This window comes from Microbacterium sp. NPDC055683, from assembly GCF_053617895.1.
Genome location: NZ_JBSHGQ010000023.1, coordinates 12,620 through 34,104, shown reverse-complemented (window position 1 = coordinate 34,104; position 21,485 = coordinate 12,620). Strand labels below are relative to the sequence as shown.

The following is a 21,485-nucleotide window of genomic DNA, read 5'->3' as shown; positions in this document are numbered from 1 at the left end:
GCGCCGGATGGTGGCGCGTCGGCGGACGGGGGGTCAGGATGTCCCCATGCACACCGACGCAGCTGTGTTCCCCGAGACCTCCGTCCACGCGCTCCTCTTCGAGGGCCTGACCGCCGAGGAGCGGGCGCTCCCCGCCGTCGTCGACGGGCCGACGGGGGCCGTCACGACCTACGGCGAGCTCGTCGACGCGATCGACGCGTTCGCGGGCGCCCTGTCCGTCCGGGGCATCGGCGTCGGCGACGTCGTCGCCCTGCACGCCCCGAACTCCGCCGCGTTCGCCATCGCCTTCCACGGCATCCTGCGTGCGGGGGCGACGGCGACGACGGTGAACGCCCTGTTCACGCCCCGCGAGATCGAGAAGCAGCTGCGGATGGCCGGGACCGTCGCGCACGTGACGGTCGGCGCGCTCGCCGAGGGATCGATCATCGCGGCCCGCGCGGCGGGGATCGCGGACGACCGGATCGTCGTGCTCGACGGCGCCGCCGGCCATCCCTCGCTCTCCGGGATGCTGGCCGAGCGGGCTCCGGCTCCCGAGGTGTCGTTCGATCCCGCCGCCCACGTCGCCGTCATCCCGTTCTCGTCCGGCACGACGGGGGTGCCCAAGGGCGTCATGCTCTCGCACCGCAACCTCGTCGCCAACGTGCAGCAGTGCGTCGACCGCATCGGCGTCGACCAGGGCGAGCGCGTGCTCGCCGTCCTGCCGTTCTTCCACATCTACGGCATGACCGTGCTGCTGAACCTCGCCTTCCGCGTGCGCGCGACCCTCGTGACGATGCCGAGGTTCGACCTCGCCGACTTCCTCCGCACCATCCAGGACGAGAAGGTGTCGTACGCGTTCATCGCGCCGCCCATCGCCGTCGCGCTCGCGAAGCACCCGCTCGTCGACGCGTACACGCTGACGACGCTGCGGACGGTGTTCTCGGGTGCCGCCCCGCTCGACGAGCGTCTCGGCCGGGCCGTCGAGGAGCGCCTCGGGGTCGAGGTGCTGCAGGGGTACGGGATGACCGAGCTCAGCCCCGTGTCGCACGCCATGTCGCGGGGGTCGGGGCACACCGTGCCGCTGTCGTCGATCGGGCCGGCGGTCCCGGCGACCGAGGTGCGGATCGTCGACATCGACGACGGGCGCGAGATCGCGGTGCCGGCCGACGGGCGTTCCGCGTCGGGCGAGCTGTGGGTGCGCGGCCCGCAGGTCATGCTCGGGTACCTCGACAACCCGGAGGCGACGGCGGCGACCATCACGGCGGACGGATGGCTCCGCACGGGCGACATCGCCGCCTACGACGCCGCGGGAGCCGTGTACATCGTCGACCGGCTGAAGGAGCTCATCAAGCACAAGGGGTACCAGGTCGCCCCCGCCGAGCTGGAGGCGCTCCTCCTCGCGAGCGACCGCGTCGCGGATGCGGCCGTCGTGGGCGAGCCGCTCGAGGACGGCGACGAGGTGCCCGTGGCGTTCGTCGTGGCTGCGGGTGAGCCCGACGAGGCGGCCATCCTCGCGGAGCTCAACGCGCAGGTCGCGCCGTACAAGAAGGTGCGCCGCGTCGTCTTCGTCGATGCCGTGCCCAAGTCGGCGACGGGGAAGATCCTGCGGAAGGACCTCAGGCAGCGCCTCGTGCCGTGAGCTCAGCGTGCATCCCGACGCGCCCTCATCCGCGCCCGGGTGCCGTCGTAGAGCCGCGTCGCGCGGCGCGCGAGCCGGTCGTCGACGAGGTCGTAGACGACCCAGGCGATGAGCAGGTACAGCGGCGGCAGCACGTAGCCCCAGAACCATCCGCGGACGGAGACGTCGGAGAGCCAGACGACGAGCAGCCAGATGACGAGCTGGACGGCGAAGGACGCGAGGTACTGCACGAGCTTCTCGCCGATTTGCGCGCGTCGGGCGACCGATGACGCGGCGCCGCGGAAGAGCCGCGCGAGCAGCGGCTTCAGCCAGATCGTGGCGAGGGCGAGGACGAGCGCCGCCCACCAGGCGGCCCAGCCGACGTGCACGGAGCCGACGAACCAGCCGACGAGTGACAGCACGAGCACGTCGAAGAGGTACAGGCACGCGAACCGGATGAGCCACGTCTTCATGTGCTCAGCCTGTCACCCCCGGCCGGCCTGCGCGAGGTGCAGCGTGCTGATCGACACGGTCGACTCCGTGCCGAGGAAGACGAGCGACCCGGCGGCGATCCGCAGCGCCGTGTAGGCGGGATCGGCGACGCGGGCGCGCGGTGCGGCCTGCGAAGCGGACGACGGCGTGACGGCGATGGCGGGCATGTCTCCTCCTGGCGGTGCGCGACTCGGATGTCTCCAGCCTCTGACAGGAGGGACGGCCGGCGCATCCCGCTGGGGGATGAACCAGGGGCGGCTCAGGGTCATCCCCTGGGAGGACGTCCGGATCGTCTGGGGAGCGCCGGGCCGGCAGGCGACGTCCCCTCCGCAGACGACTCAGGCGGTGAAGCGGGTCAGGAAGGCGCGCGTGCGCTCCTCGCGTGGAGCGCCGAACATCTGCGACGGCGGCCCCTCCTCGACGATGCGCCCGTCGTCGAGGAAGACGACGCGATCGGCCACGTCGCGGGCGAAGGCCATCTCGTGCGTCGCCATGACGATCGTCGCACCGTCGTCCGCGAGTGCGCGGACGAGCTCGAGCACCTCGCCGACGAGCTCGGGGTCGAGCGCCGACGTGATCTCGTCGAGGAGGAGCAGCTCCGGTGCGCTCACGACGGCGCGGGCGAGCGCGACGCGCTGCTGCTGGCCGCCGGACAGCCGATCCGGATGGGCCGACGCCCTGTCTGCGAGGCCGACGCGCGCGAGCGCCGCGAGCGCCTCCTCCTCGGCGATCGCCCTCGGCCGTCCGTGGACGTGCCGCAGCGCCAGCGCGATGTTCTGTCGCGCCGTGAGGTGCGGGAAGAGGTTGTACTGCTGGAACACCACGCCGATCCTCGCTCGCACGGCGTCGGCGTCGACGCGCGGATCGCTCACATCGACATCCCTCAGCCAGATGCGGCCGTCGTCGACGGGCTCGAGGAGGTTGATCGTGCGCAGGAGCGTCGACTTCCCCGACCCGCTCGCGCCGATGAGCGCGACGACCTCGCCTTCCGCGACGTCGAGATCGACGCCGCGCAGCACGTCGTGGCCGTCGTAGGACTTCCAGACGCCGCGAAGCCGCAGCACGGCGCCGTCCGGGGTGCCGCCTCTCGTGCCGCTCATACGATGCCCCCGATCTGCTCGCGCGACCTGACGCGGTCGGTGTACCAGTCCGTGAAGCGGATGGTCGGGATCGCGAGGAGCACGAAGAGCAGGCCCGCCAGCACGTACGGGGTGAAGTTGAAGAACGCGGCCGTCTCGATCTGCGCTGCCCTGACGGCGTCCGTCGCGCCGAGCACCGAGATGAGGCCGACGTCCTTCTGCAGCGCGACGAAGTCGTTCATGAGCGCTGGCGTGACCTTGCGGACAGCCTGCGGCACGACGACGAGACGCATGGTCTTCGCGTGGCTGAGGCCCAGCGACCGCGCCGCCTGGCGCTGGGAAGGATGCACGGCCTCGATGCCGGCGCGGAAGACCTCGGAGACGTACGCCGAGTAGGTGAGGGACAGCGCGATCGTGCCCCAGAACTCGTACGGCAGACGGTCGGGGAGGAATCCGAGCCCCGGGACTCCGAATCCGACGAGGTAGAGCACGATCAGGAGCGGCAGCCCGCGGAAGACGTCGGTGTAGCCCGCCGCGATCGCGCGGACGGGCAGCCACACGGGCCCGCGCAGCGTGCGCGCGGCCGCGATGAGCAAAGCGAGCACCGGGACGATCACGACCGTCATCGCGAGCACGCGCAGGTTGAGGAGGAAGCCGTCCCACACGCGGGGAAGCGCCGCCACGAGCACGTCGAGGTCGAAGAACGTCAGCTGCACGCGCTCCCACCCCGGGAGGTTCACGAGCGTGAGCCAGATGACGGCCGCGAAGGCGAGCGTCGAGACGACGCTCACGGCGACAGAGCGGAGGCCCTGGCGGCGTCGGTACGCCCGCCGCTCCTGCTCGACGGCGCTCACGGCGCGCACGTCGGTCGGGGTCATCCGCCCAGGCTTTCGAGTCGCGTGACGCTCAGCCGAGGAGCGGCGCCTCGTCGTCGCCGCCGAGCCACTCCTCGGCGATCGCGTCGAGGGTGCCGTCCTCGCGGAGCGCGTCGACCGCGGCCGTGACGTCGCCGGTGAGCGGCGAGTCCTTGGCGAGCACGAGCCCGAACTCGTCGCCCTCCTCTCCGCCGATCTCGGGGAGCTGTCCGACGAGGACTCCGTCGCTGAGCTCGGCGCCCGAGATGTAGAACGCCGTCGGCAGATCGACGACGATCGCGTCGACCTGGCCGTTCTCGAGCGCGAGCTTGGCGTCGTCGTTGGAGGTGAACGCCTGCGCGCCCTGTGCCGGCGCGATGACCTGCTCGACGGCCGTGAAGCTCGTCGTTCCCGTCTGCGCGCCGATGAGGAGATCCTTCAGATCGGCGATCGACGAGGCGTCGGCGGCAGGCGAGTCGGCGGTAGTGACGACGACCTGCGAGGTCGTGTAGTAGGCCGAGCTGAAGTCGACGGACTCCGCCCGCTCGGGCGTGATCGAGAACTGCTGCAGGTTGATGTCGAACGACTTCGGCCCCGGTGCGATCGCCTCGTCGAACGTCGTGCGCACCCACACCACGTCCTCCGCGGCGAAGCCGAGCTCCTCCGCGACGGCGTATGCGACGGCGGCCTCGAAACCCTCGCCCGACTCCGGGTCGTCGTCGATGACCCACGGGTAGTAGGCGGGCTGGCCCGTGCCGATCGTGAGCTTGCCGTCGGTGACGTAGCCGGAGTCGGCGTCGTCCGCCCTGTCGTCGTCCGAGCCGCCGGTCGCGCAGCCGCTCAGCACGATGAGCGCCGCCGCTCCGCATGCGACGGCGAAGGGGATGCGACGGGTCATGCTGTCCTCCGGGCGCCCGGATGTCGGGAGACCGGGCTCGCTCCATCCTGCCGCGCAGGGGGAAGCCCGGGAAGTCGTGCTACGCGATATTGCAGCGTGAGCCGACTGCGTCGTGCGCGACGTCCGCTCGGTGCAGACCTGTCGTCGTCGCTGAGCGTCCACCGCGCTCCTTCCGAGGGTTGCCCCGCGAGATGTAAGCGCATACAGTTTGGTCGAGTCCGAACGAGGAGGTTCCGATGATCCGAACGAAGACGACGACCCGCGCCCTCGCGGCGGCGGTGCTTTCCGCGGCCCTCGTGGCGTCCGCCGCAGCCGCATGGGCGGGTGGCGGAGGGCATGGTCGCGACGACGGGGACCAGCAGGACGACACCCTGCTGCGCTACGCCGAGGACACCTGGACGTCGATGGCGGCGATGGCCGACGAGCGCACGGGCCTCGTCGCCGACCACATCGACGGCGACCTCCAGACGGCGAGCGGATACACCTCCCCGACGAACATCGGCGGCTACCTGTGGTCGGCCGTCGTCGCCGAGGAACTCGATCTCGTGTCGCACCGCGAGGCGCGCGACCGGATCGCGACCACGCTCGACACGCTCGAGGAGCTCGAGCGGCACGAGCCGAGCGGCATGTTCTACAACTGGTACGCACCGCAGACGGGCGAGAAGCTGACGACGTGGCCCGACAGCGGCGACGTCGTCCATCCGTTCCTCTCCACGGTCGACAACGGATGGCTCGCGGCCGCCCTGCGCGTCGTCGCCGACGCCGAGCCGTCGGTGCGGAAGCAGGCGCAGGCGCTCTACGACTCCATGGACTTCGGATGGTTCCACGACACCGAGGCCGCGGGCGGCGCCGGTCTCAACCGCGGCGGATTCTGGGTCGATCAGCCCGGCGACACCTGCACCGTCCCCGGCAACTACGGCGGCGAGGGCGCCGACGTGCTCTACACGTGCCACTGGTACGACACCTCGGTCAGCGAGGCGCGCATCGCGACGTACCTCGGCATCGCCAACGGGCAGATCCCGCCCGAGGCCTACTACGGAACGCTCCGCACGATGCCCGATCAGGGCTGCGACTACGCGTGGCAGGAGCAGAAGCCGGAGGGTGTGGTCCGCGAGTACGGGGGCGTGGAGGTGTTCGAGGGCACCTACGCGTACGCCGGCATGCGCATCGTGCCCGCGTGGGGAGGCAGCATGTTCGAGGCGCTCATGCCCGACCTCTTCGTCCCGGAGGCGGACTGGGGACCGCGATCATGGGGGCTCAACCATCCCGCCACCGTCGCCGCCCAGGAGCATCACGGACTCGAGGAGACGGGATTCGGCTACTGGGGCTTCAGCCCCGCCAGCGACCCCTTCGGCGGCTACCGGGAGTACGGCGTCGAGGAGCTCGGCATGAGCGCCGACGGCTATGCGAGCGACGAGCCGGCGACCGACGTCGACCGTGGCTACGAGGGGTGCCGCGAGGGCGGGAACCCCGATCCGGTCTTCGGCGAGGGCGTCGTGACGCCGCACGCCGCGTTCCTCGCGTTGCCGTACGACCGCGACGGCGTGCTCGAGAACCTCGCGGGAATCGAGCACGAGCTCGGGGCCTACGGTCCCGGCGGCTTCTACGACGCCGTCGCGACGACGTCGGGCACGGCCGCGGAGCGGTACCTCAGTCTCGACCAGTCGATGATCCTGGCGGCCATCGGCAACGAGCTGGCCGACGACGTGCTCAAGGAGCACTTCGTCGACGGCCGCTTCGAACGCGTCGTGCGCCCCCTCGTCGCCGCGCAGGTGTTCGGGACCGACCTCGGCTGACCGCGGCGCCGTCTGAGCCGCGACGGCCGAGGCCGTCGCGGCTCAGCTGTCGGCGTGCCGCTCCAGGAACTCGAAGACCTCGAGGTCGTCGACGCCGGGGAACGCGCCGCGGGGGAGGGGAGAGAAGATGTGCGTGTGCACGCGCGCGCTCGGCCACGCCTTGCCGCGCCACCGCGAGTCGGCCGCGCCGGGGGGCCGCCGGCAGCACGACTCGTCGGGGCACGTGGAGACCGCGCGCACCGAGGTCTCCCGCCCGCGCCACCATTTCGCGTCGTCGAAGGGCACGCCCACCGTGATCGAGAACTCGCCCGTCGAGCGCGAGCCGGTCTGCGTCGAGCACCAGAACGTCCCCGCGGGGGTGTCGGTGTACTGGTAGTGCTCGGTCGTGCGGTTCTGCTGCTCGAACGCGCTGCGCGCCGAGAACCGCCGGCACACGATCTGGCCCTCGATGGCTCCCGTGACGTCCTCCGGGAGCGGCAGCCCGTCGTTCTCGTAGACGCGCTCGACCTGGCCCTCGCCGCCCACCCGGAGGAAGTGCAGCCGCATGCCGAGGTGCGTCGTGAGGAGGTTCGTCATCCGCATGCCGGCCGCCTCGTGCGTGACGCCGAACGCGTCGCGGAAGTCCTCGACCGCGAGGTTGCGGTCCTTGCGCGCCTGCTCGAGGAACGCGACGGCGGGGGTCTGGGGGATGAGGCAGCACGCCGCGTAGTAGTTGATCTCGAGCCGCTGCTGCAGGAAGTCGGCGTAGTCGGTCGGACGCTCGTGCCCGAGCAGCCGATGCGCCATCGCCTGCAGCGCCATCGACCGCAGGCCGTGGCCCCCGGGGATGGACGCGGGCGGCAGGTAGATGCGCCCGTTCTCGATGTCGGTGATCGACCGCGTCGACGCGGGCAGATCGTTGACGTACAGCAGCTCGAAGCCGAGCTGCTCGGCCATGATGCTCACCGTGCGGTGGGTGAGGGCACCCGACGTGTGGCCGGCCGCCCTCAGCTGCCTCTCGGCGAGCTCCTCGATCGCGGGGAGGTGGTTGTCGGCCGCACGCTGCCGCAGCCGCAGCTCGGTGTTGGCCCGCCTGGCCTCCTCCGGCGTCGCGATCGCCTCGCTCTCTCGCCGCTGCAGCTCGCGGTGCAGGCCGATGATCGACGCGATGGTCTCGTCGCTGAGACCCTTCGACACCTTGACGGGGGCGATCCCGAGCTGGCGGAACAGCTGGCTCGACTGCGCGCGCTCGAGCTCGATCTCGAGCGCGGCCCGCCGGTTCGGGGGCTCGCCGGAGATGAGGTCGGTCACGTTCGTGCCGACCGCGTCGGCGATCGCCTGCAGCAGCGACAGCTTCGGCTCGCGCTTGCCGTTCTCGATGAGGCTCAGCTGGCTGCCGGCGACGCCAACGAGCGCGCCCAGCTCGTCGAGCGTGAGGTCCTTCTGGATCCGGTGGTGGCGGATGCGGTGGCCGAGCGTCTTCAGCTCGAGCCCCGTCTTCTGATCGCTGGCGGGAGGCATTCCTTGATGATAGCGAAAGATCCCTCCTTCTTTCGGGTGCGGATGGCCGAAAGGTCGCCTGAAACCGCGCGAACCTGGTCAGACCACCCCGTGGCACCACCAATGACACCGAGGAGCTCTGATGGCGATCGCCGAACCTCTCGCCCCCCGACGCGACGACCTCGCCGAGATCGGCGCCCGACCCGCCTACGAGGGCGCGGGCATGACCGCGCTCGCCGCCTGGGTCGACGAGGTCGCCCGCCTCACGCAGCCCGACCGCGTGCACTGGGTCTCCGGCTCGGCCGAGGAGAACGCCGCGCTGACGGCGCAGATGGTCGCCGACGGGACACTCATCCCCCTCGACCCGGAGAAGCGCCCGAACTCCTTCCTCACACGCTCGCACCCTGGCGACGTCGCGCGTCTCGAATCGCGCACCTACATCTGCTCGGCGCGCGAGGAGGACGCCGGGCCGACGAACAACTGGGCGGCGCCGGACGACATGCGCGCGACCATCCGCCCGCTGTTCGAGGGGTCGATGCGCGGGCGCACGATGTACGTCGTGCCGTTCTCGATGGGGAAGGTCGGCGGCCCGCTGTCGCAGCTCGGCGTGCAGCTCACCGACAGCCCGTACGCCGTCGTGTCGATCGAGATCATGACGCGTGTCGGCGACGACGTCACGCGCCTCATCGCCGACGGCGCGCCCTGGGTCCGCACGGTGCACTCCGTCGGCGCCCCGCTCGAGCCGGGGCAGGCCGACGCGGCCTGGCCGTGCAACGACGAGAAGTACATCGTCCACTTCCCCGACGACCTCGAGGTGTGGTCGTTCGGCTCCGGCTACGGCGGCAACGCGATCCTCGCGAAGAAGTGCTACGCCCTCCGCATCGCCTCCGTCCTGGGGCGCGACCAGGGCTGGATGGCCGAGCACATGCTGCTCATCCGCGTCATCGACCCGCAGGGCCGGGCGTACCACGTCGCGGCCGCGTTCCCCTCGGCGTGCGGCAAGACGAACCTCGCCATGCTGCGCCCGACCATCCCGGGATGGCGCGTGGAGACGCTGGGCGACGACATCACGTGGATCCGGCCCGGAGCCGACGGGCGGTTCCACGCCATCAACCCCGAGGCGGGCTTCTTCGGCGTCGCGCCGGGAACGGGGGCGTCCACGAACGTCACGGCGGTCGAGACGCTGTGGGGCAACGTCCTCTTCACGAACGTCGCGCTCACCGACGACGGCGACGTGTGGTGGGAGGGGCTGACGGACGACCCGCCCGCGCACCTCGTCGACTGGCAGGGCGAGGACTGGACGCCCGATGCGGGGCGCCCCGCCGCCCACCCGAACTCGCGGTTCACGGTGAGCGCCGCGCAGGCGCCCTCCATCGCCGCCGACTGGGAGGAGGCGGTGCCGCTGGACGCCATCCTCTTCGGCGGGCGCCGCGCGACGAACGTCCCGCTCGTCGTCGAGGCGCTCGACTGGGAGCACGGCGTCTTCCTCGGGTCGACGATCTCGTCGGAGCGCACGGCGGCCGCCGAGGGCGTCGTCGGCGAGCTGCGGCGCGATCCCTTCGCGATGATGCCCTTCTGCGGATACAACATGGCCGACTACTTCGGCCACTGGCTCGCGATGGGTCGACAGGCCCCGCAGCTGCCTCGTGTGTTCCAGGTGAACTGGTTCCGCAAGGGCGCCGACGGGCGCTTCCTGTGGCCGGGCTTCGGCGAGAACTCGCGCGTCATCGACTGGATCATCCGCCGCCTGCAGGGCGAGGCGGAGGCGGTGCCCTCGCCGATCGGCCTGCTGCCGCTCGTCGCCGATCTCGATCTCGACGGCATCGACGTGCCGCAGGCCGACCTCGACGAGCTCTTCGCCGTCGACCCGGCGTCGTGGCTCGCGGAGGCCGATCTCACCGAGGAGTTCTACGACACGTTCGGCGACCGCGTGCCGGTCGAGCTGCGCGCGCAGCTCGACGCGCTGCGCGAGCGCCTCCAGACCGCGGAGGCCTGACCCGCACAGACGGCCCCGCCGCGTCGCCCGGACCGCACGCCGGACGCACGCACCTCAGCGGCCCGCCCCGTTCCGATCCGGGGCGGGCCGCTTCATCGTCAGGACCGCAGAAGGTGCAGGGCGCGTTCGACCGCCTCCCGCACATCCTCCGGGGAGCCGTCCGCGCCCTCGAGGAGCTCGAAGGACGCCTCTCCCGTCGCACGCACGGCCATGGCGGGCGGCCGCCACAGGCCGATGATCTCGCCGTCGTGCACGATCACGGGGCGCACCATGCCGTTGGTGCCCGGCCCCGCGGCGGCGAGCACCTCGGGCGTGCAGACGCGGCCCCGGTCGGCGTACGCGATGTAGTACTCCTCGAACGTGGGGAGCGCGATCGTGCGCGGGGCGTCCGCGCTCGCCCGCGGCGGCGACGGTGCCGCGAACAGGGGATCGCCGCCCTCGTCCGCCACGGTGCGCACGCGGTCGGCGGCGCGTTCCGCAGCGGCGCGCGCGGGAGTGAGGGCGAGCCCCGCCCACCACGCGTAGTCGCGCACGGTGGCGGGCCCGTGGCCGGCGATGTAGCGGACGAAGAGCTCGGCCTCGGGGTCGGCGGGAGCCGCCGACGCGGTGATCCAGTCCTCCGCCAGCACGAGGTGCTGCTCGCGCGGCTCGACGCCGGCCCGATGCACGACGGGACCCCACACGACGACGCCGGCGACGGCGAGCGCCGCGATGAGGTGGTAGGTCCGCTGCCCCGACGTCGCGACACCGCCGCTCTCCCACACCGCGGCGATCTCGGCGCGGGTGAGGCGTCCACCGCCGCGCAGTGCTCCGCGCGCGACCGCCTCGGCGCGGGCGACGTCGTCGCGCGAGAGACCGAGGTCCGCCATCCGCCGCTCCTCGAGCACGAGCATGCGCGGCCCCGTCACCGACAGGATCCAGGCGAGGTCGTCCGCGGCCACGGCGTGCAGGGTGCCGCGCTGCGTCCACGCGCGCACGATCGCGCCGCGGTCGTAGGCGCGGTCGACGTGAGAGACGGCGGCGCCGCGCGTGCGGCTCGCGAGCGCGAGCCGGCCGCCCCAGAGGTCCTGCGACTGGGTCGCCGTCAGATGACGGGCGGCGTCCGCCACGGAGCGCGCCGGAGCGTTCAGCCGATGATGGCGCAGGCGCGCCCGCCGGAGTGCGAGGGGATCCATGCGGCCATCCTGCCCTCGACCGCCGACGAGCGCATCAGACGAGCAGCTGGTGCTTCGCGAGATCGCGGTAGAGCGGCACGTCGCGGACGAGCTCGGAGTGCGTGCCGATGCCGATCACGCGGCCGCGCTCGAGGACGACGATGGCGTCGCTGTCGACGACGGTCGAGAGACGGTGCGCGATCACGATGAGCGTGCGGCCGGCGGCGACGGCGTCGATCGCCTCCCGCATCCGCTGCTCGTTGACGCCGTCGAGCGACGAGGTCGACTCGTCGAGCAGGAGGATGGGCGCGGCGGCGAGGAGCGCACGGGCGATCGCGAGGCGCTGCCGCTCGCCGCCCGACAGCATGACGCCGTCCTCTCCGACCGGGGTGTCGATGCCGAGCGGCCCGCGGTCGACGACGTCTCCGAGGTTGACGGCCCGGAGCACGCGGTCGCAGTCGTCGTCGGAGGCGTCGGGCGACGCGAGGCGGAGGTTGTCGGCGAGGGTGCCCGCGAGCGTGGGCGCATCCTGCTCGACGTAGCCGAATGACGCGCGCAGCCGCTCGCGGGGGAGATCGCGGATGTCCACCCCGTCGAGCAGGACGGCCCCTCCCGTCGGGTCGTAGAAGCGCTCGACGAGCGACAGGATGGTCGACTTGCCCGCCCCCGACGGGCCCACGAGGGCGATGCGGGATCCGCGCGGCACGTCGAAGGAGACGCCGCGGAGCACCTCTCCGTCGCCCGCCGGCGCATCAGCGAGCTCGAGGTGCGCGACCTGGGCCCGTTGCGCGGCCTCCTCCCGGGCGGCGACCGCGGCCGCGGGATAGGAGAAGCGCACGTCGCGGAACGCGATCGCCGGCGCGCCCTCGACGGGCGACGCGTCCGCCGCGACGCGGTCGTCGGCGTCCTCCGTCGGGAGGTCGAGCACCTCCTGGATGCGGCCGAGCGCGCCGAGCGCCTGTCCCACGCTCGCGATCGCCCCGAACGCCGAGGCGAGGGGCATCACGAGCAGGAAGAGGAACATGACGAACGTCACGAGGCTCGCGATCGACAGGGCGCCCGAGGCGACGCGCATGCCGCCGACGCCCAGCACGACGAGGATCGACGCCTGCAGCGCGATGCCCGCCACGGGCACGACGAGCGCCGAGGCCTTCGCGACGCGGATGCCCGCGCGGTAGGCGTCGGTCGCCATGGCCCCCACCGCCTCCTCCTCACGGTCGGTCGCGCCTGACGCGCGCACGGTGCGGATGGACCCGATCGCGCGCTCGACGCCGCTCGCGAGCGCGCCCACCGCCTCCTGCTGCGCCGCCGACGCCGCCCGGATGCGGCCGGAGAGGAGCCCCACCGACGCGGCCGAGACCGCGAGGACGCCGACGATCGCGAGCAGCAGCACGGGGTCGATGAACGCCATCGCGATGAGCGCGCCGACGAAGAGCAGGGCGTTGCCGACGCTGTCGGCGAGCCCCTGCGTGAGCACGGCGTAGAGGAGCGTCGTGTCGGAGCCGACACGCGAGACGAGGTCGCCCGTTCGCCGGGCGTCGAACTCGCGGACGGGGAGGTGGAGGATGCGCGAGATGAGGCGACGACGACTCGAGTAGACGACCGCGGTGCCCGTCTTCTGCAGGAGGAAGTGCTGGTACGCCCCGACGGCGCTCGAGAACAGGACGAACCCCACGAGACCCCACAGGAGCCATCCGAGGGCCGTGCCCGTCTCGACGCGGCCGATCACCTCGCCGATGAGGAGCGGCTGCACGAGCGTCGCGACCGCCTCGATGATGCTCAGCACCGCCACGGCGACGAGCACGCCGCGGTGCTCGAGGAGGAACGGGAGCAGCTGGCGGAACGACGCACGGGGGCCGTCCTCCGCGCGAGGGCGGGTGAACGGGGATCTGCGGGTGTCGCTCACGATGACTCTGCTTTCCTGCCGGCGGCGCGAACCAGCCTACTGTCAAGGTCTCCGCGTCCGGCCGGGCCGCGGGTACCGTCGGAGCATGACAGTGCGCGAGACGGATGTGGTGGTGATCGGCGCCGGCCCCGTGGGCGAGAACGTCGCCGATCGCGTGGTGCGGGGCGGCCTCGGGGCGGTGCTCGTCGAGTCGGAACTCGTCGGCGGCGAGTGCTCCTACTGGGCGTGCATGCCCTCGAAGGCCCTGCTGCGCACGGGCGCGGCCCTCCGCGCCGCGCGGGCCGCAGGCGTCGAGGGCGGCGCGCTCGACCCCGCAGCGGTGCTGCGCCGTCGCGACGGCTTCACGAGCGGCTGGGACGACTCCGGCCAGGTGCGCTGGGTCGAGGGCGCGGGCATCGGCCTCGTCCGCGGCCACGGCCGGCTCGCGGGTGAGCGGCGCGTCGTCGTGTCGGGTGCGGATGGCGACACCACGCTGATCGCGCGCCGCGCCGTCGTCGTCGCGACGGGATCGGCCGCGCTGCTGCCCGACATCGCAGGGCTCGCCGACGCCCGGCCGTGGACGAGCCGCGAGGCGACCTCGCTGCAGGAGGTTCCCGGTCGCGTCGCGATCATCGGCGGCGGCGTCGTCGCCGCGGAGGCCGCGACGTTCCTCTCCGACCTCGGCGCCCGCGTCACTCTGCTCGCCCGATCGGGCCTGCTGTCCGCTTTCGAGCCGGTCGCGGGGGAACGGGTGACGCAGGCGCTGCGCGACCGCGGTGTCGAGGTGCGCCTCGGCGCGCACCCGTCGCGCGTGGACAGGGAGAGCGGCGGCGTGCGCATCGAGCTCGCGGGCGGCGAGGCCGTGGAAGTCGACGAGGTCGTCGTCGCGACGGGGCGCGTGCCCCGCACGGCCGATCTCGGCCTCGACACGGTCGGCCTCGAGCCGGGCTCCTGGCTCGCGGTCGACGACACGCTCCGCGTCGCAGGCACCGACTGGCTCTACGCGACGGGGGATGTGAACCACCGCGCACTCCTCACCCACCAGGGCAAGTACCAGGCGCGCGCGGCGGGCGACGTCATCGTCGCCCGCGCGCGCGGCGAGGAGGTGCGCGACCGCCCGTGGCAGGCGCACGCCGCGACCGCCGATCACGCGGCCGTGCCGCAGGTTGTCTTCACCGACCCCGAGGTCGCGTCGGTGGGGCTCACCGCGGCGCAGGCGGAGGAGCAGGGCATCCCCATCCGCGTGGTCGACTACGACCTGGGATCGGTGGCGGGAGCGTCCCTCACGGCGGACGGCTATGCGGGGGCCGCGCGCGCGGTCGTCGACGAGGAGCGCGGCGTGCTCGTCGGCGTCACGTTCGTCGGACCCGGTGTCGCCGAGCTGCTGCACGCCGCGACCGTGGCCGTCGTCGGCGAGGTCCCGCTCGAGCGGCTCTGGCACGCGGTGCCGTCGTATCCGACCATGAGCGAGGTGTGGCTGCGCCTGCTGGAGGCGTACGGGCTGTGAACGGCAGAGGCACCCCGTCCGGGAGGACGGGGTGCCTCTGCCGTTCACGTCGGCATCAGCGGCGAGCCGTCGCGGCGACGGGCGCGTCGTCGTCGAGCTCGACGTCCTTCGTCTCCTTCCCGAGGAGGAGCGCGACGAGGGTGAGCACGCCGGCTGCGGCGAGGTACACGCCGACGAGCCACGGGTTGCCGTCGCCGAGGGCCCACAGGCCGAGGGCGATCGACGGCGCGACGGCCGCGCCGAGGATGGACGCGACGTTGTACGAGATGGCGGAGCCGGTGTAGCGCACGTTCGTCGGGAACAGCTCGGGGAGCAGCGCGCCCATGGGCCCGAACGTCATGCCCATGAGCAGGAAGCCGAAGATGAGGAACGCCTGCACGAGCGCACCCGTGAACTTCGCGTCGCCCTGCGGCAGGAGGAAGACCACGAACAGCAGGCCGAACGCGATGATCGCGGAGGTGACCCAGATGAGGAGCTTGCGGCGGCCGATGGAGTCGGCGAGCGGACCGGACAGCAGCGTGCAGAGGCCGAAGAACACGACGCCGATGATCTGCATGAGCACGAAGTCGACGTAGGTGAAGCCGAGGCCCGGCACGAACGCGGCGGGGTCGGCGCCCTCGGGCGCCGCCGTGGGCCGCGTGCCGTACGCGAGCGTGAAGCTCGTCATGAGGTAGAAGAGCACGTACGTCGCGAGCATGTAGAACGTGCCGAGGATGAGCGGTCGCCAGTGGCTGCGGACCGTCGCGCCGAGCGGGAACTTCTGGATGGCCCCGCGCTTCTCGGCCTTCACGAACGAGTCGGACTCGACGAGCTTGAGGCGCACCCACAGGCCGATGATGACCATGACGGCGGAGAACAGGAACGGGATCCGCCACCCCCAGGCGAGGAACGCCTCGGAGGCCGCGCCGCCCTCGGCGGGCATGAGGAAGTTGATGACGAGGAAGAGGCTGTTCGCGATGATGAAGCCGATGGGGGCGCCCAGCTGCGGGAACGTGCCGTAGAGGGCGCGCTTGCCGGCCGGGGCGTTCTCGGTCGCGACGAGCGCGGCGCCCGACCACTCGCCGCCGAGCGCGAAGCCCTGCGCGAGTCGGAGGATGAGCAGCAGGAGCGCCGCCCATGCGCCGATCTGGGCGTGCGTGGGGAGGACGCCGATGAGGAACGTCGCGATGCCCATGGTGAGCAGCGATGCGACGAGCGTCGCCTTGCGTCCGAGCTTGTCGCCGAAATGGCCGAACACGATGGCGCCGACGGGGCGGGCGAGCATGGCGGCGCCGAAGGTCGCGAACGACGCCAGCAGCGCCGTGGTCTCGTTGCCCGTCGGGAAGAACAGCGCGGGGAAGACGAGCACGGCGGCGGTCGCGTACGCGTAGAAGTCGTAGAACTCGATCGTCGTGCCGACGAGGCTCGCCGTGATGACACGGCTGCGGGAGTTCGCGGGCTTCGAGGGGGGAGAGGCGGGTGCGGTTTTCATGACGATCGTCCATCCTATGCCCGCATCGCGCAGGAAGACGCGGACGGCCGCCCGTCGCGCACGCAGTGCGCAGCGGGCGGCCCGTTGCGATCGGAGTACTGAGCGGAGTGCTCAGCCCGCGCGCCTCACCAGATCGCCGCGATCGAGGCGTTCGCGAGGGTCAGGATGCCCACGGCCCAGAAGAGCGGAGCGGCGATCTGCGCACCGCGCTTCTGCCGCGCGGCGAGGATGCCGAGGAGGGCGCCGATTGCGAGCAGGATCGCGAACTTCACGCCGATCTTCGCGTAGTTCAGCGGATGGTCGATGCCCCACGGTGCGGCGAGCGCGAGGCCGGCGACGCCCGCGATCGCGAGTCCCCAGTGCATGAGGCGCGTCACCTGCGTGCGCTTGTTCACCGCCTCGACGAGCCAGGCCCCGAAGAGGGTGGCGAAGCCGACGAGGTGGACGACGAGGACGATGCTGCGCAGGATCTCCATGGCGCCACCCTAGGGGTTTTCTACGTGATGTAGAAGCAAGGGGAGCCTTAGTCGCTCAGCCCCTGCCGCGCAGGTCCCGCAGGGTCAGCGCGGTGCGGATGGCGGCATCCGCTGCCTCCGCCCCCTTGTCCTCCTTCGAGCCGGGGAGGCCGGCGCGGTCGATGCCCTGCTGCTCGTCGTCCAGGGTGAGCACGCCGAAGCCGACGGGCTTTCCGGTGTCGAGGGCGACGCGCGTGAGGCCGTCCGTCGCCGCGTTCGAGACGAAGTCGAAGTGCGGAGTGCCGCCGCGGATGATGACGCCGAGGGCGACGACGGCGTCGGCACCCCCGTCGAGCGCGGCCTTCGCGACGACGGGGAGCTCGAACGACCCGGGTACGCGCACGAGCGACCAGTCCGCTCCGGCCTCCTCGAGGATGCGGCGCGCTCCGGCGATGAGCCCGTCCGTGATCTGCTCGTGCCAGGTACCGGCCACGACCGTGACCGTCAGGCCGTCTCCTGCGATGCCGCCCTGCTCGGGCGCTCCCTTGCCGCTCACTGCTGTGCTCCTTCGTGCATCCGGGCGACCGCCTGCGCGAGCGCCTCTTCCCCGATGATGTGACCCATGCGGTCGCGCTTCGTCTCGAGGTACTGGTGGTTGTTCGGTCCGACGCCGACGATGAGCGGCACCTGCTCGGCGACGTCGAGGCCGAGCGCGCGCAGCTGGTCCACCTTGTCGGTGTTGTTCGTGAGCAGGCGGATGCGCTCGACGCCGAGGTCGGCGAGGATCCCGGCGGCCGCCGCGTAGTCGCGCGCGTCGGCGGGCAGGCCGAGCGCCGTGTTCGCGTCGACCGTGTCGTAGCCGCGCTCCTGCAGCGCGTAGGCGCGCAGCTTGTTGATGAGGCCGATGCCGCGGCCCTCGTGGCCGCGCATGTAGATGACGACGCCGCCGTCCTGCTCGATGGCGTCGAGCGCGGCGTCGAGCTGCGGGCCGCACTCGCACTTGAGCGAGCCGAACGCCTCGCCCGTGAGGCACTCCGAGTGCACGCGGACGAGCGGGGCGCCGTCCTTCAGGTCGCCCTTGACGACCGCGAGGTGGTCGGTGCCCGTGACGCGGTCCTTGTACGCGAGGAAGCGGAAGACGCCGTGGGAGGTGGGCACCGTGGAGTCGGCGCGCAGGCTCACCTGGCGACGGAACGGCACCGCGGGCGCCTCCGTCGGCTCGTTCTCGTGCAGGTGCGCGATGAGCTGCTCGATCGTGATGACGGGGATGCCCTCGCGCGCTCCCAGCTCGAGGAGCCCGGGGAGGCGCATCATGTCGCCGTCCTCCGCGACGATCTCGCCGATGACGCCGACGGGCTGCAGGCCCGCGAGCTTCATGAGGTCGACCGCGGCCTCGGTGTGGCCGGCGCGCTCGCGCACGCCGCCGTCGACCGCCCGCAGCGGCAGGATGTGCCCTGGCCGGATGATGCTCGTCGGCGTCGACGAGGGGTCGGCCAGCACGTTGACCGTGCGGGCGCGGTCGTGCGCGCTGATGCCGGTCGTCACGCCGTCGGCCGCGTCGACGCTCACGGTGTAGGCCGTGGAGCGGGCGTCCTCGTTGACCGCCACCATGGGCGGCAGGTCGAGCCGGTCGGCCCACTCCCGCGGCATGGGCGCGCAGAGGAATCCCGAGGAGTATCGAACGGCCCACGCGATCGCCTCGGGCGTCGCGAGCTGAGCCGAGAGGATGACGTCGCCCTCGTTCTCGCGGTTCTCGTCGTCCGCGACGATGACGGGGCGCCTGGCGCGCAGCGCCTCGATCGCGTCGGAGAGGGGGGAGAGCTGGCTCGCGAGGCTCATCGCGTGGGTCCTTCCGCGGGGGTCCGCAGCACGACGAAGTCGGCCGCGGGGACGTCGTAGGTGGCGAAGGAGGTCTCCTCGCCCGTGCCCGCCGCGCGCTGGGCGCGGAGGGCGCCCCGGCCGGGGCCGGGCTGCGGCGCGCCCGCCGAGACCGCCGCGACCGGGGCCCCGGCACCGGCCGCCGTCGTGCCCTGCGCCGCCGCTCCGAAGGAGAGCAGGCGCTGCACGTGACGAGCGAGGATGTCGGTCTCGAGGTTCACGGCATCGCCGACACGGCGCCCGCCGAGCGTCGTCGCGGCGAGGGTCTCGGGGATGAGCGACACCTCGAACCAGGGCGACGGCTCGTAGGCGGGGCTGACGGCGCTCACCGTGAGGGAGACGCCGTCGACCGCGATCGAACCCTTGTCGACGACGAGGGGCGCGAGATGCGCGGGGAGCGCGACGCGCACGACGCGCCACTGCTCGCCGGGTCGCACGTCGACGACCGCACCGGTGCCGTCGATGTGCCCCTGCACGATGTGGCCGCCGAGCCGTCCGCCCGATGCCGTCGCGCGCTCGAGGTTGACCGGCGTCCCCACGACGGCCCCGTCGAGGGTCGACATGTCGAGCGTCTGCCGCATGACGTCCGCCGTGAAGCCGTCGGCGTCCCAGTCGACGACCGTGAGGCACACGCCGCTCACGGCGATGGAGTCGCCGTGATGGGCGTCGACCACGACGGCGGGGGCGTGCAGGCTCAGCCGCACGCCGTCGCCGGACGGTTCGATCGCCGTGATGCGGCCGATCTCCTCGATGATGCCGGTGAACATGTCAGTGGCCTCCTTCTGGCCGTGCGCCGGGGCGCGCGATGATGAGCAGGTCGTCGCCGAGACGTTCCACGGCGTCGATCGAGAGGCGCCGCTGGGCGTCGATCGAGTCGACCCCCAGATCGCCGACGGCGAGCCGCGGCCCGCCGATGAGGGTGGGGGCGAGGTAGACGAGGACCTCGTCGCCGAGGTCGGCGGCGAGGAACGCGCTCGCGAGCGTGGGCCCGCCCTCGATGAACACGCGATGCACACCCCGGTCGAGCAGGTCGTCGAGCACGGCGCCGAGGTCACGGGTCGCGTAGTGTAGCGGCTCGCGCGGATGACGGGTCACGGCGGCGCCGTGCGGGATGGCCGCCGAGCCGATGACGACCGGGACGGGCTGGTGCGCGTGGAGCGTGTCGCCGTCGCGCGCCGTGAGCGCGGGATCGTCGGCGAGCAGCGTCCCCGTCCCGACGACGATGGCGTCTGCCGCAGCGCGGCGAAGATGCACGTCGGCTCTGGCCTCGGGCCCCGTGATCCAGCGGCTCGTGCCGTCGGCGGCGGCGGCGCGGCCATCCAGGCTCTGCGCCCACTTCACGGTGACGCGGGGGCGGCCGAGCGCGCGCACGTCGAGCCACGAGGAGAGCAGCGCATGCGCGTCGTCTGCCTGGAGGCCGCTCTCGACCGACACTCCCGCGGCGCGCAGCCTGTCGGCGCCCCCGCTCTCGACGTCGCCCGGGTCGTCGAGGGCGTAGACGACGCGTGCGACGCCGGCCTCGATGAGCGCCTGGGCGCACGGCCCCGTGCGGCCGGTGTGATTGCACGGCTCCAGCGTGACGACGGCGGTCGCGCCGCGCGCGGCCCCCGGCGCCAGCTGCGACAGCGCGTCGACCTCGGCGTGCGGCGTCCCCGCGCCGTGGTGCCAGCCCTCCGCGAGCGTCTCGCCCTCCGGCGACAGCAGGACGGCGCCCACCTGGGGGTTGCGGCTTCGCGGTCCCCGCCGGGCGAGCTCGAGCGCGCGGGACATCGCCCGTCGCTCCGCCTCGCTGATCGCCATCCGAACCTCCGTCTCGACGCGTCGGGGTTCGCGAACGGCGCCCTCGCAAGGACGTCATCGCGTGCTTCCTTCCATCCGGACTCGCAGGCTGCGCCTGCATCACCGTCGGTTCCGGAATCCCACCGGATCGGCCCCTCCCGAGGAAGGGGTTCGCGGACTGTCACCGCCGGTTCGGATTCTCACCGACCCCGGAGCACGTATCTCTGCACTCAGCATAGCCAACCGCGGTCGGGGGTCGTTATTCCCCGGCGCGCATGAGTCGCCTCATTTCAGCAGCCGCGACAGCCTCCGGTCGGCGAGCACCCTCCCGCCCGTCTGGCAGGTGGGGCAGTACTGGAAGTCGGTGTCGGCGAAGTAGACGCTGCGGATGGCGTCGCCGCAGACGGGGCAGGCCTCTCCCGATCGCGCGTGCACGGCCATCCCGCGTCGCTTGGCGTCCTTCAGCTCGGCGGGCGGCTTGCCCGACGCCGTCTCGACCGCATCCGCGAGCGTCGTGCGCAGCGCGTCGAAGAGCCTGTCGACGTCGTCGTCGCCGAGGGTCGCGGCGAGCGCGTAGGGCGACATCCGGGCGGCGTGGAGGATCTCGTCGGAGTAGGCGTTGCCGATGCCCGCCACGATCGACTGGTCGCGGAGCAGGCCCTTGATCTGCGTGCGGCGGCCGTGCAGGAGGGCGGCGAGCGCGTCGCGGTCGAAACCCGCGCCGAGCGGGTCGGGGCCGAGGCGCGCGACGCCTGGCACGTCGGCGGGGTCGCGCACAACGTACACCGCGAGCGACTTCTTCGTGCCGGCCTCGGTGAGGTCGAAACCCGAGCCGTCGTCGAACCCGACGCGCAGCGCGATCGGCGAGCGGCCGGGCTTCACGACCGTCGCGGGAAGCGCGTCGCTCCAGCGCAGCCATCCGGCCTTCGCGAGATGGAAGACGAGATGGGCGCCGTCATCCAGTCGCAGGTCGACGAACTTGCCGTGGCGCTCCGCGCCCTCGACGCGCATGCCGACGAGGGCGTCGACGGGAGGGTCGTAGGTCTTCAGCGCGGCGATCGCGGCGACCTGCACGCGCGTGATCGCGAGCCCCGTCGCGCGTGCCCGCAGGAAGCGGACGAGTCCTTCCACCTCGGGCATCTCGGGCATGACCCCATCCTCCGCG

General features: G+C 72.4%; 18 protein-coding genes, 1 pseudogene and 1 riboswitch. Of the genes and pseudogenes, 4 read left to right on the top strand and 15 right to left on the bottom strand.

Annotated features, from left to right (window positions below):
- The first annotated feature begins 46 nt into the window (after positions 1-46).
- The gene (locus tag ACWGPF_RS10405) at positions 47-1,618 is read left to right on the top strand and encodes an AMP-binding protein (protein ID WP_452332762.1); all 1,572 of its coding nucleotides are present in this window, start codon (positions 47-49) and stop codon (positions 1,616-1,618) included.
- Positions 1,619-1,620: 2 nt separating this feature from the next.
- Here the strand turns inward: ACWGPF_RS10405 and ACWGPF_RS10400 are convergent, their stop codons facing one another.
- The 5 genes from ACWGPF_RS10400 to ACWGPF_RS10380 all read right to left on the bottom strand — a co-directional run bounded on the left by ACWGPF_RS10400 (position 1,621) and on the right by ACWGPF_RS10380 (position 4,920).
- A complete protein-coding gene (locus ACWGPF_RS10400) occupies positions 1,621-2,070 on the bottom strand; it encodes a hypothetical protein (protein ID WP_452332761.1) in 450 nt (149 codons plus the stop codon).
- A 12-nt stretch (positions 2,071-2,082) separates the two neighbouring features.
- A complete protein-coding gene (locus ACWGPF_RS10395; RefSeq protein ID WP_452332760.1) occupies positions 2,083-2,256 on the bottom strand; it encodes a hypothetical protein in 174 nt (57 codons plus the stop codon).
- A 171-nt stretch (positions 2,257-2,427) separates the two neighbouring features.
- Complete coding sequence (locus tag ACWGPF_RS10390; protein ID WP_452332759.1) at positions 2,428-3,189, bottom strand: amino acid ABC transporter ATP-binding protein; 762 nt, start codon at positions 3,187-3,189, stop codon at positions 2,428-2,430.
- The gene (locus ACWGPF_RS10385) at positions 3,186-4,046 is read right to left on the bottom strand and encodes an amino acid ABC transporter permease (RefSeq protein ID WP_452332758.1); all 861 of its coding nucleotides are present in this window, start codon (positions 4,044-4,046) and stop codon (positions 3,186-3,188) included. The genes ACWGPF_RS10390 and ACWGPF_RS10385 overlap by 4 nt, the downstream gene beginning before the upstream one ends.
- Positions 4,047-4,074: 28 nt before the next feature.
- A complete protein-coding gene (locus tag ACWGPF_RS10380) occupies positions 4,075-4,920 on the bottom strand; it encodes an ABC transporter substrate-binding protein (protein WP_452332757.1) in 846 nt (281 codons plus the stop codon).
- 236 nt (positions 4,921-5,156) lie between these two features.
- Here ACWGPF_RS10380 and ACWGPF_RS10375 point away from each other — a divergent pair, with 236 nt between their 5' ends.
- Positions 5,157-6,716 carry a glucoamylase family protein gene (locus ACWGPF_RS10375; protein ID WP_452332756.1) on the top strand — a complete coding sequence of 520 codons (1,560 nt, stop codon included), beginning with the start codon at positions 5,157-5,159 and terminating at the stop codon, positions 6,714-6,716.
- Positions 6,717-6,758: 42 nt separating this feature from the next.
- Here the strand turns inward: ACWGPF_RS10375 and ACWGPF_RS10370 are convergent, their stop codons facing one another.
- Entirely contained in the window at positions 6,759-8,216 is a 1,458-nt protein-coding gene (locus ACWGPF_RS10370) for a helix-turn-helix domain-containing protein (RefSeq protein ID WP_452332755.1), read from the bottom strand.
- A 121-nt stretch (positions 8,217-8,337) separates the two neighbouring features.
- Here ACWGPF_RS10370 and ACWGPF_RS10365 point away from each other — a divergent pair, with 121 nt between their 5' ends.
- Positions 8,338-10,191, top strand: a complete 1,854-nt coding sequence (locus ACWGPF_RS10365) for a phosphoenolpyruvate carboxykinase (GTP) (RefSeq protein WP_452332754.1) — start codon at positions 8,338-8,340, stop codon at positions 10,189-10,191.
- Positions 10,192-10,289: 98 nt separating this feature from the next.
- On the opposite strand, the gene ACWGPF_RS10360 is transcribed toward ACWGPF_RS10365, so the two are convergent.
- Both ACWGPF_RS10360 and ACWGPF_RS10355 read right to left on the bottom strand, forming a co-directional pair.
- A complete protein-coding gene (locus tag ACWGPF_RS10360; RefSeq protein ID WP_452332753.1) occupies positions 10,290-11,366 on the bottom strand; it encodes a winged helix DNA-binding domain-containing protein in 1,077 nt (358 codons plus the stop codon).
- A 34-nt stretch (positions 11,367-11,400) separates the two neighbouring features.
- Positions 11,401-13,254, bottom strand: coding sequence for an ABC transporter ATP-binding protein (locus ACWGPF_RS10355; RefSeq protein ID WP_452332783.1), 1,854 nt, complete (start codon positions 13,252-13,254; stop codon positions 11,401-11,403).
- A gap of 82 nt (positions 13,255-13,336) precedes the next feature.
- On the opposite strand from ACWGPF_RS10355, the gene ACWGPF_RS10350 reads away from it, so the two are divergent.
- Positions 13,337-14,737 (top strand): dihydrolipoyl dehydrogenase family protein, encoded by a 1,401-nt coding sequence (locus ACWGPF_RS10350; RefSeq protein WP_452332752.1) that lies wholly within the window; start codon positions 13,337-13,339, stop codon positions 14,735-14,737.
- Positions 14,738-14,792: 55 nt separating this feature from the next.
- Here ACWGPF_RS10350 and ACWGPF_RS10345 read toward each other — a convergent pair whose 3' ends face one another.
- From ACWGPF_RS10345 to ACWGPF_RS10315, 7 genes and pseudogenes are all read right to left on the bottom strand, one after another.
- Entirely contained in the window at positions 14,793-16,208 is a 1,416-nt protein-coding gene (locus ACWGPF_RS10345) for an MFS transporter (protein ID WP_452332751.1), read from the bottom strand.
- 125 nt (positions 16,209-16,333) lie between these two features.
- Positions 16,334-16,684: a Fe-S protein gene (locus ACWGPF_RS10340; protein WP_345440599.1), complete on the bottom strand. Its 351-nt coding sequence runs from the start codon at positions 16,682-16,684 to the stop codon at positions 16,334-16,336.
- Between the two features lie 55 nt (positions 16,685-16,739).
- Positions 16,740-17,219: a 6,7-dimethyl-8-ribityllumazine synthase gene (ribH, locus tag ACWGPF_RS10335; RefSeq protein ID WP_452332750.1), complete on the bottom strand. Its 480-nt coding sequence runs from the start codon at positions 17,217-17,219 to the stop codon at positions 16,740-16,742.
- Positions 17,216-18,502 (bottom strand): GTP cyclohydrolase II, encoded by a 1,287-nt coding sequence (gene ribA, locus ACWGPF_RS10330; protein WP_452332749.1) that lies wholly within the window; start codon positions 18,500-18,502, stop codon positions 17,216-17,218. Before ribA ends, ribH begins: the two co-directional genes overlap by 4 nt.
- A gap of 200 nt (positions 18,503-18,702) precedes the next feature.
- Positions 18,703-19,308: pseudogene (locus tag ACWGPF_RS10325) on the bottom strand (riboflavin synthase); the annotation flags it as partial.
- A gap of 1 nt (position 19,309) precedes the next feature.
- Complete coding sequence (gene ribD / locus ACWGPF_RS10320) at positions 19,310-20,341, bottom strand: bifunctional diaminohydroxyphosphoribosylaminopyrimidine deaminase/5-amino-6-(5-phosphoribosylamino)uracil reductase RibD (RefSeq protein WP_452332748.1); 1,032 nt, start codon at positions 20,339-20,341, stop codon at positions 19,310-19,312.
- Between the two features lie 58 nt (positions 20,342-20,399).
- A riboswitch (FMN riboswitch) is annotated at positions 20,400-20,541 on the bottom strand.
- 64 nt (positions 20,542-20,605) lie between these two features.
- Entirely contained in the window at positions 20,606-21,469 is an 864-nt protein-coding gene (locus ACWGPF_RS10315) for an Fpg/Nei family DNA glycosylase (protein ID WP_452332747.1), read from the bottom strand.
- Between the last annotated feature and the right edge of the window lie 16 nt (positions 21,470-21,485).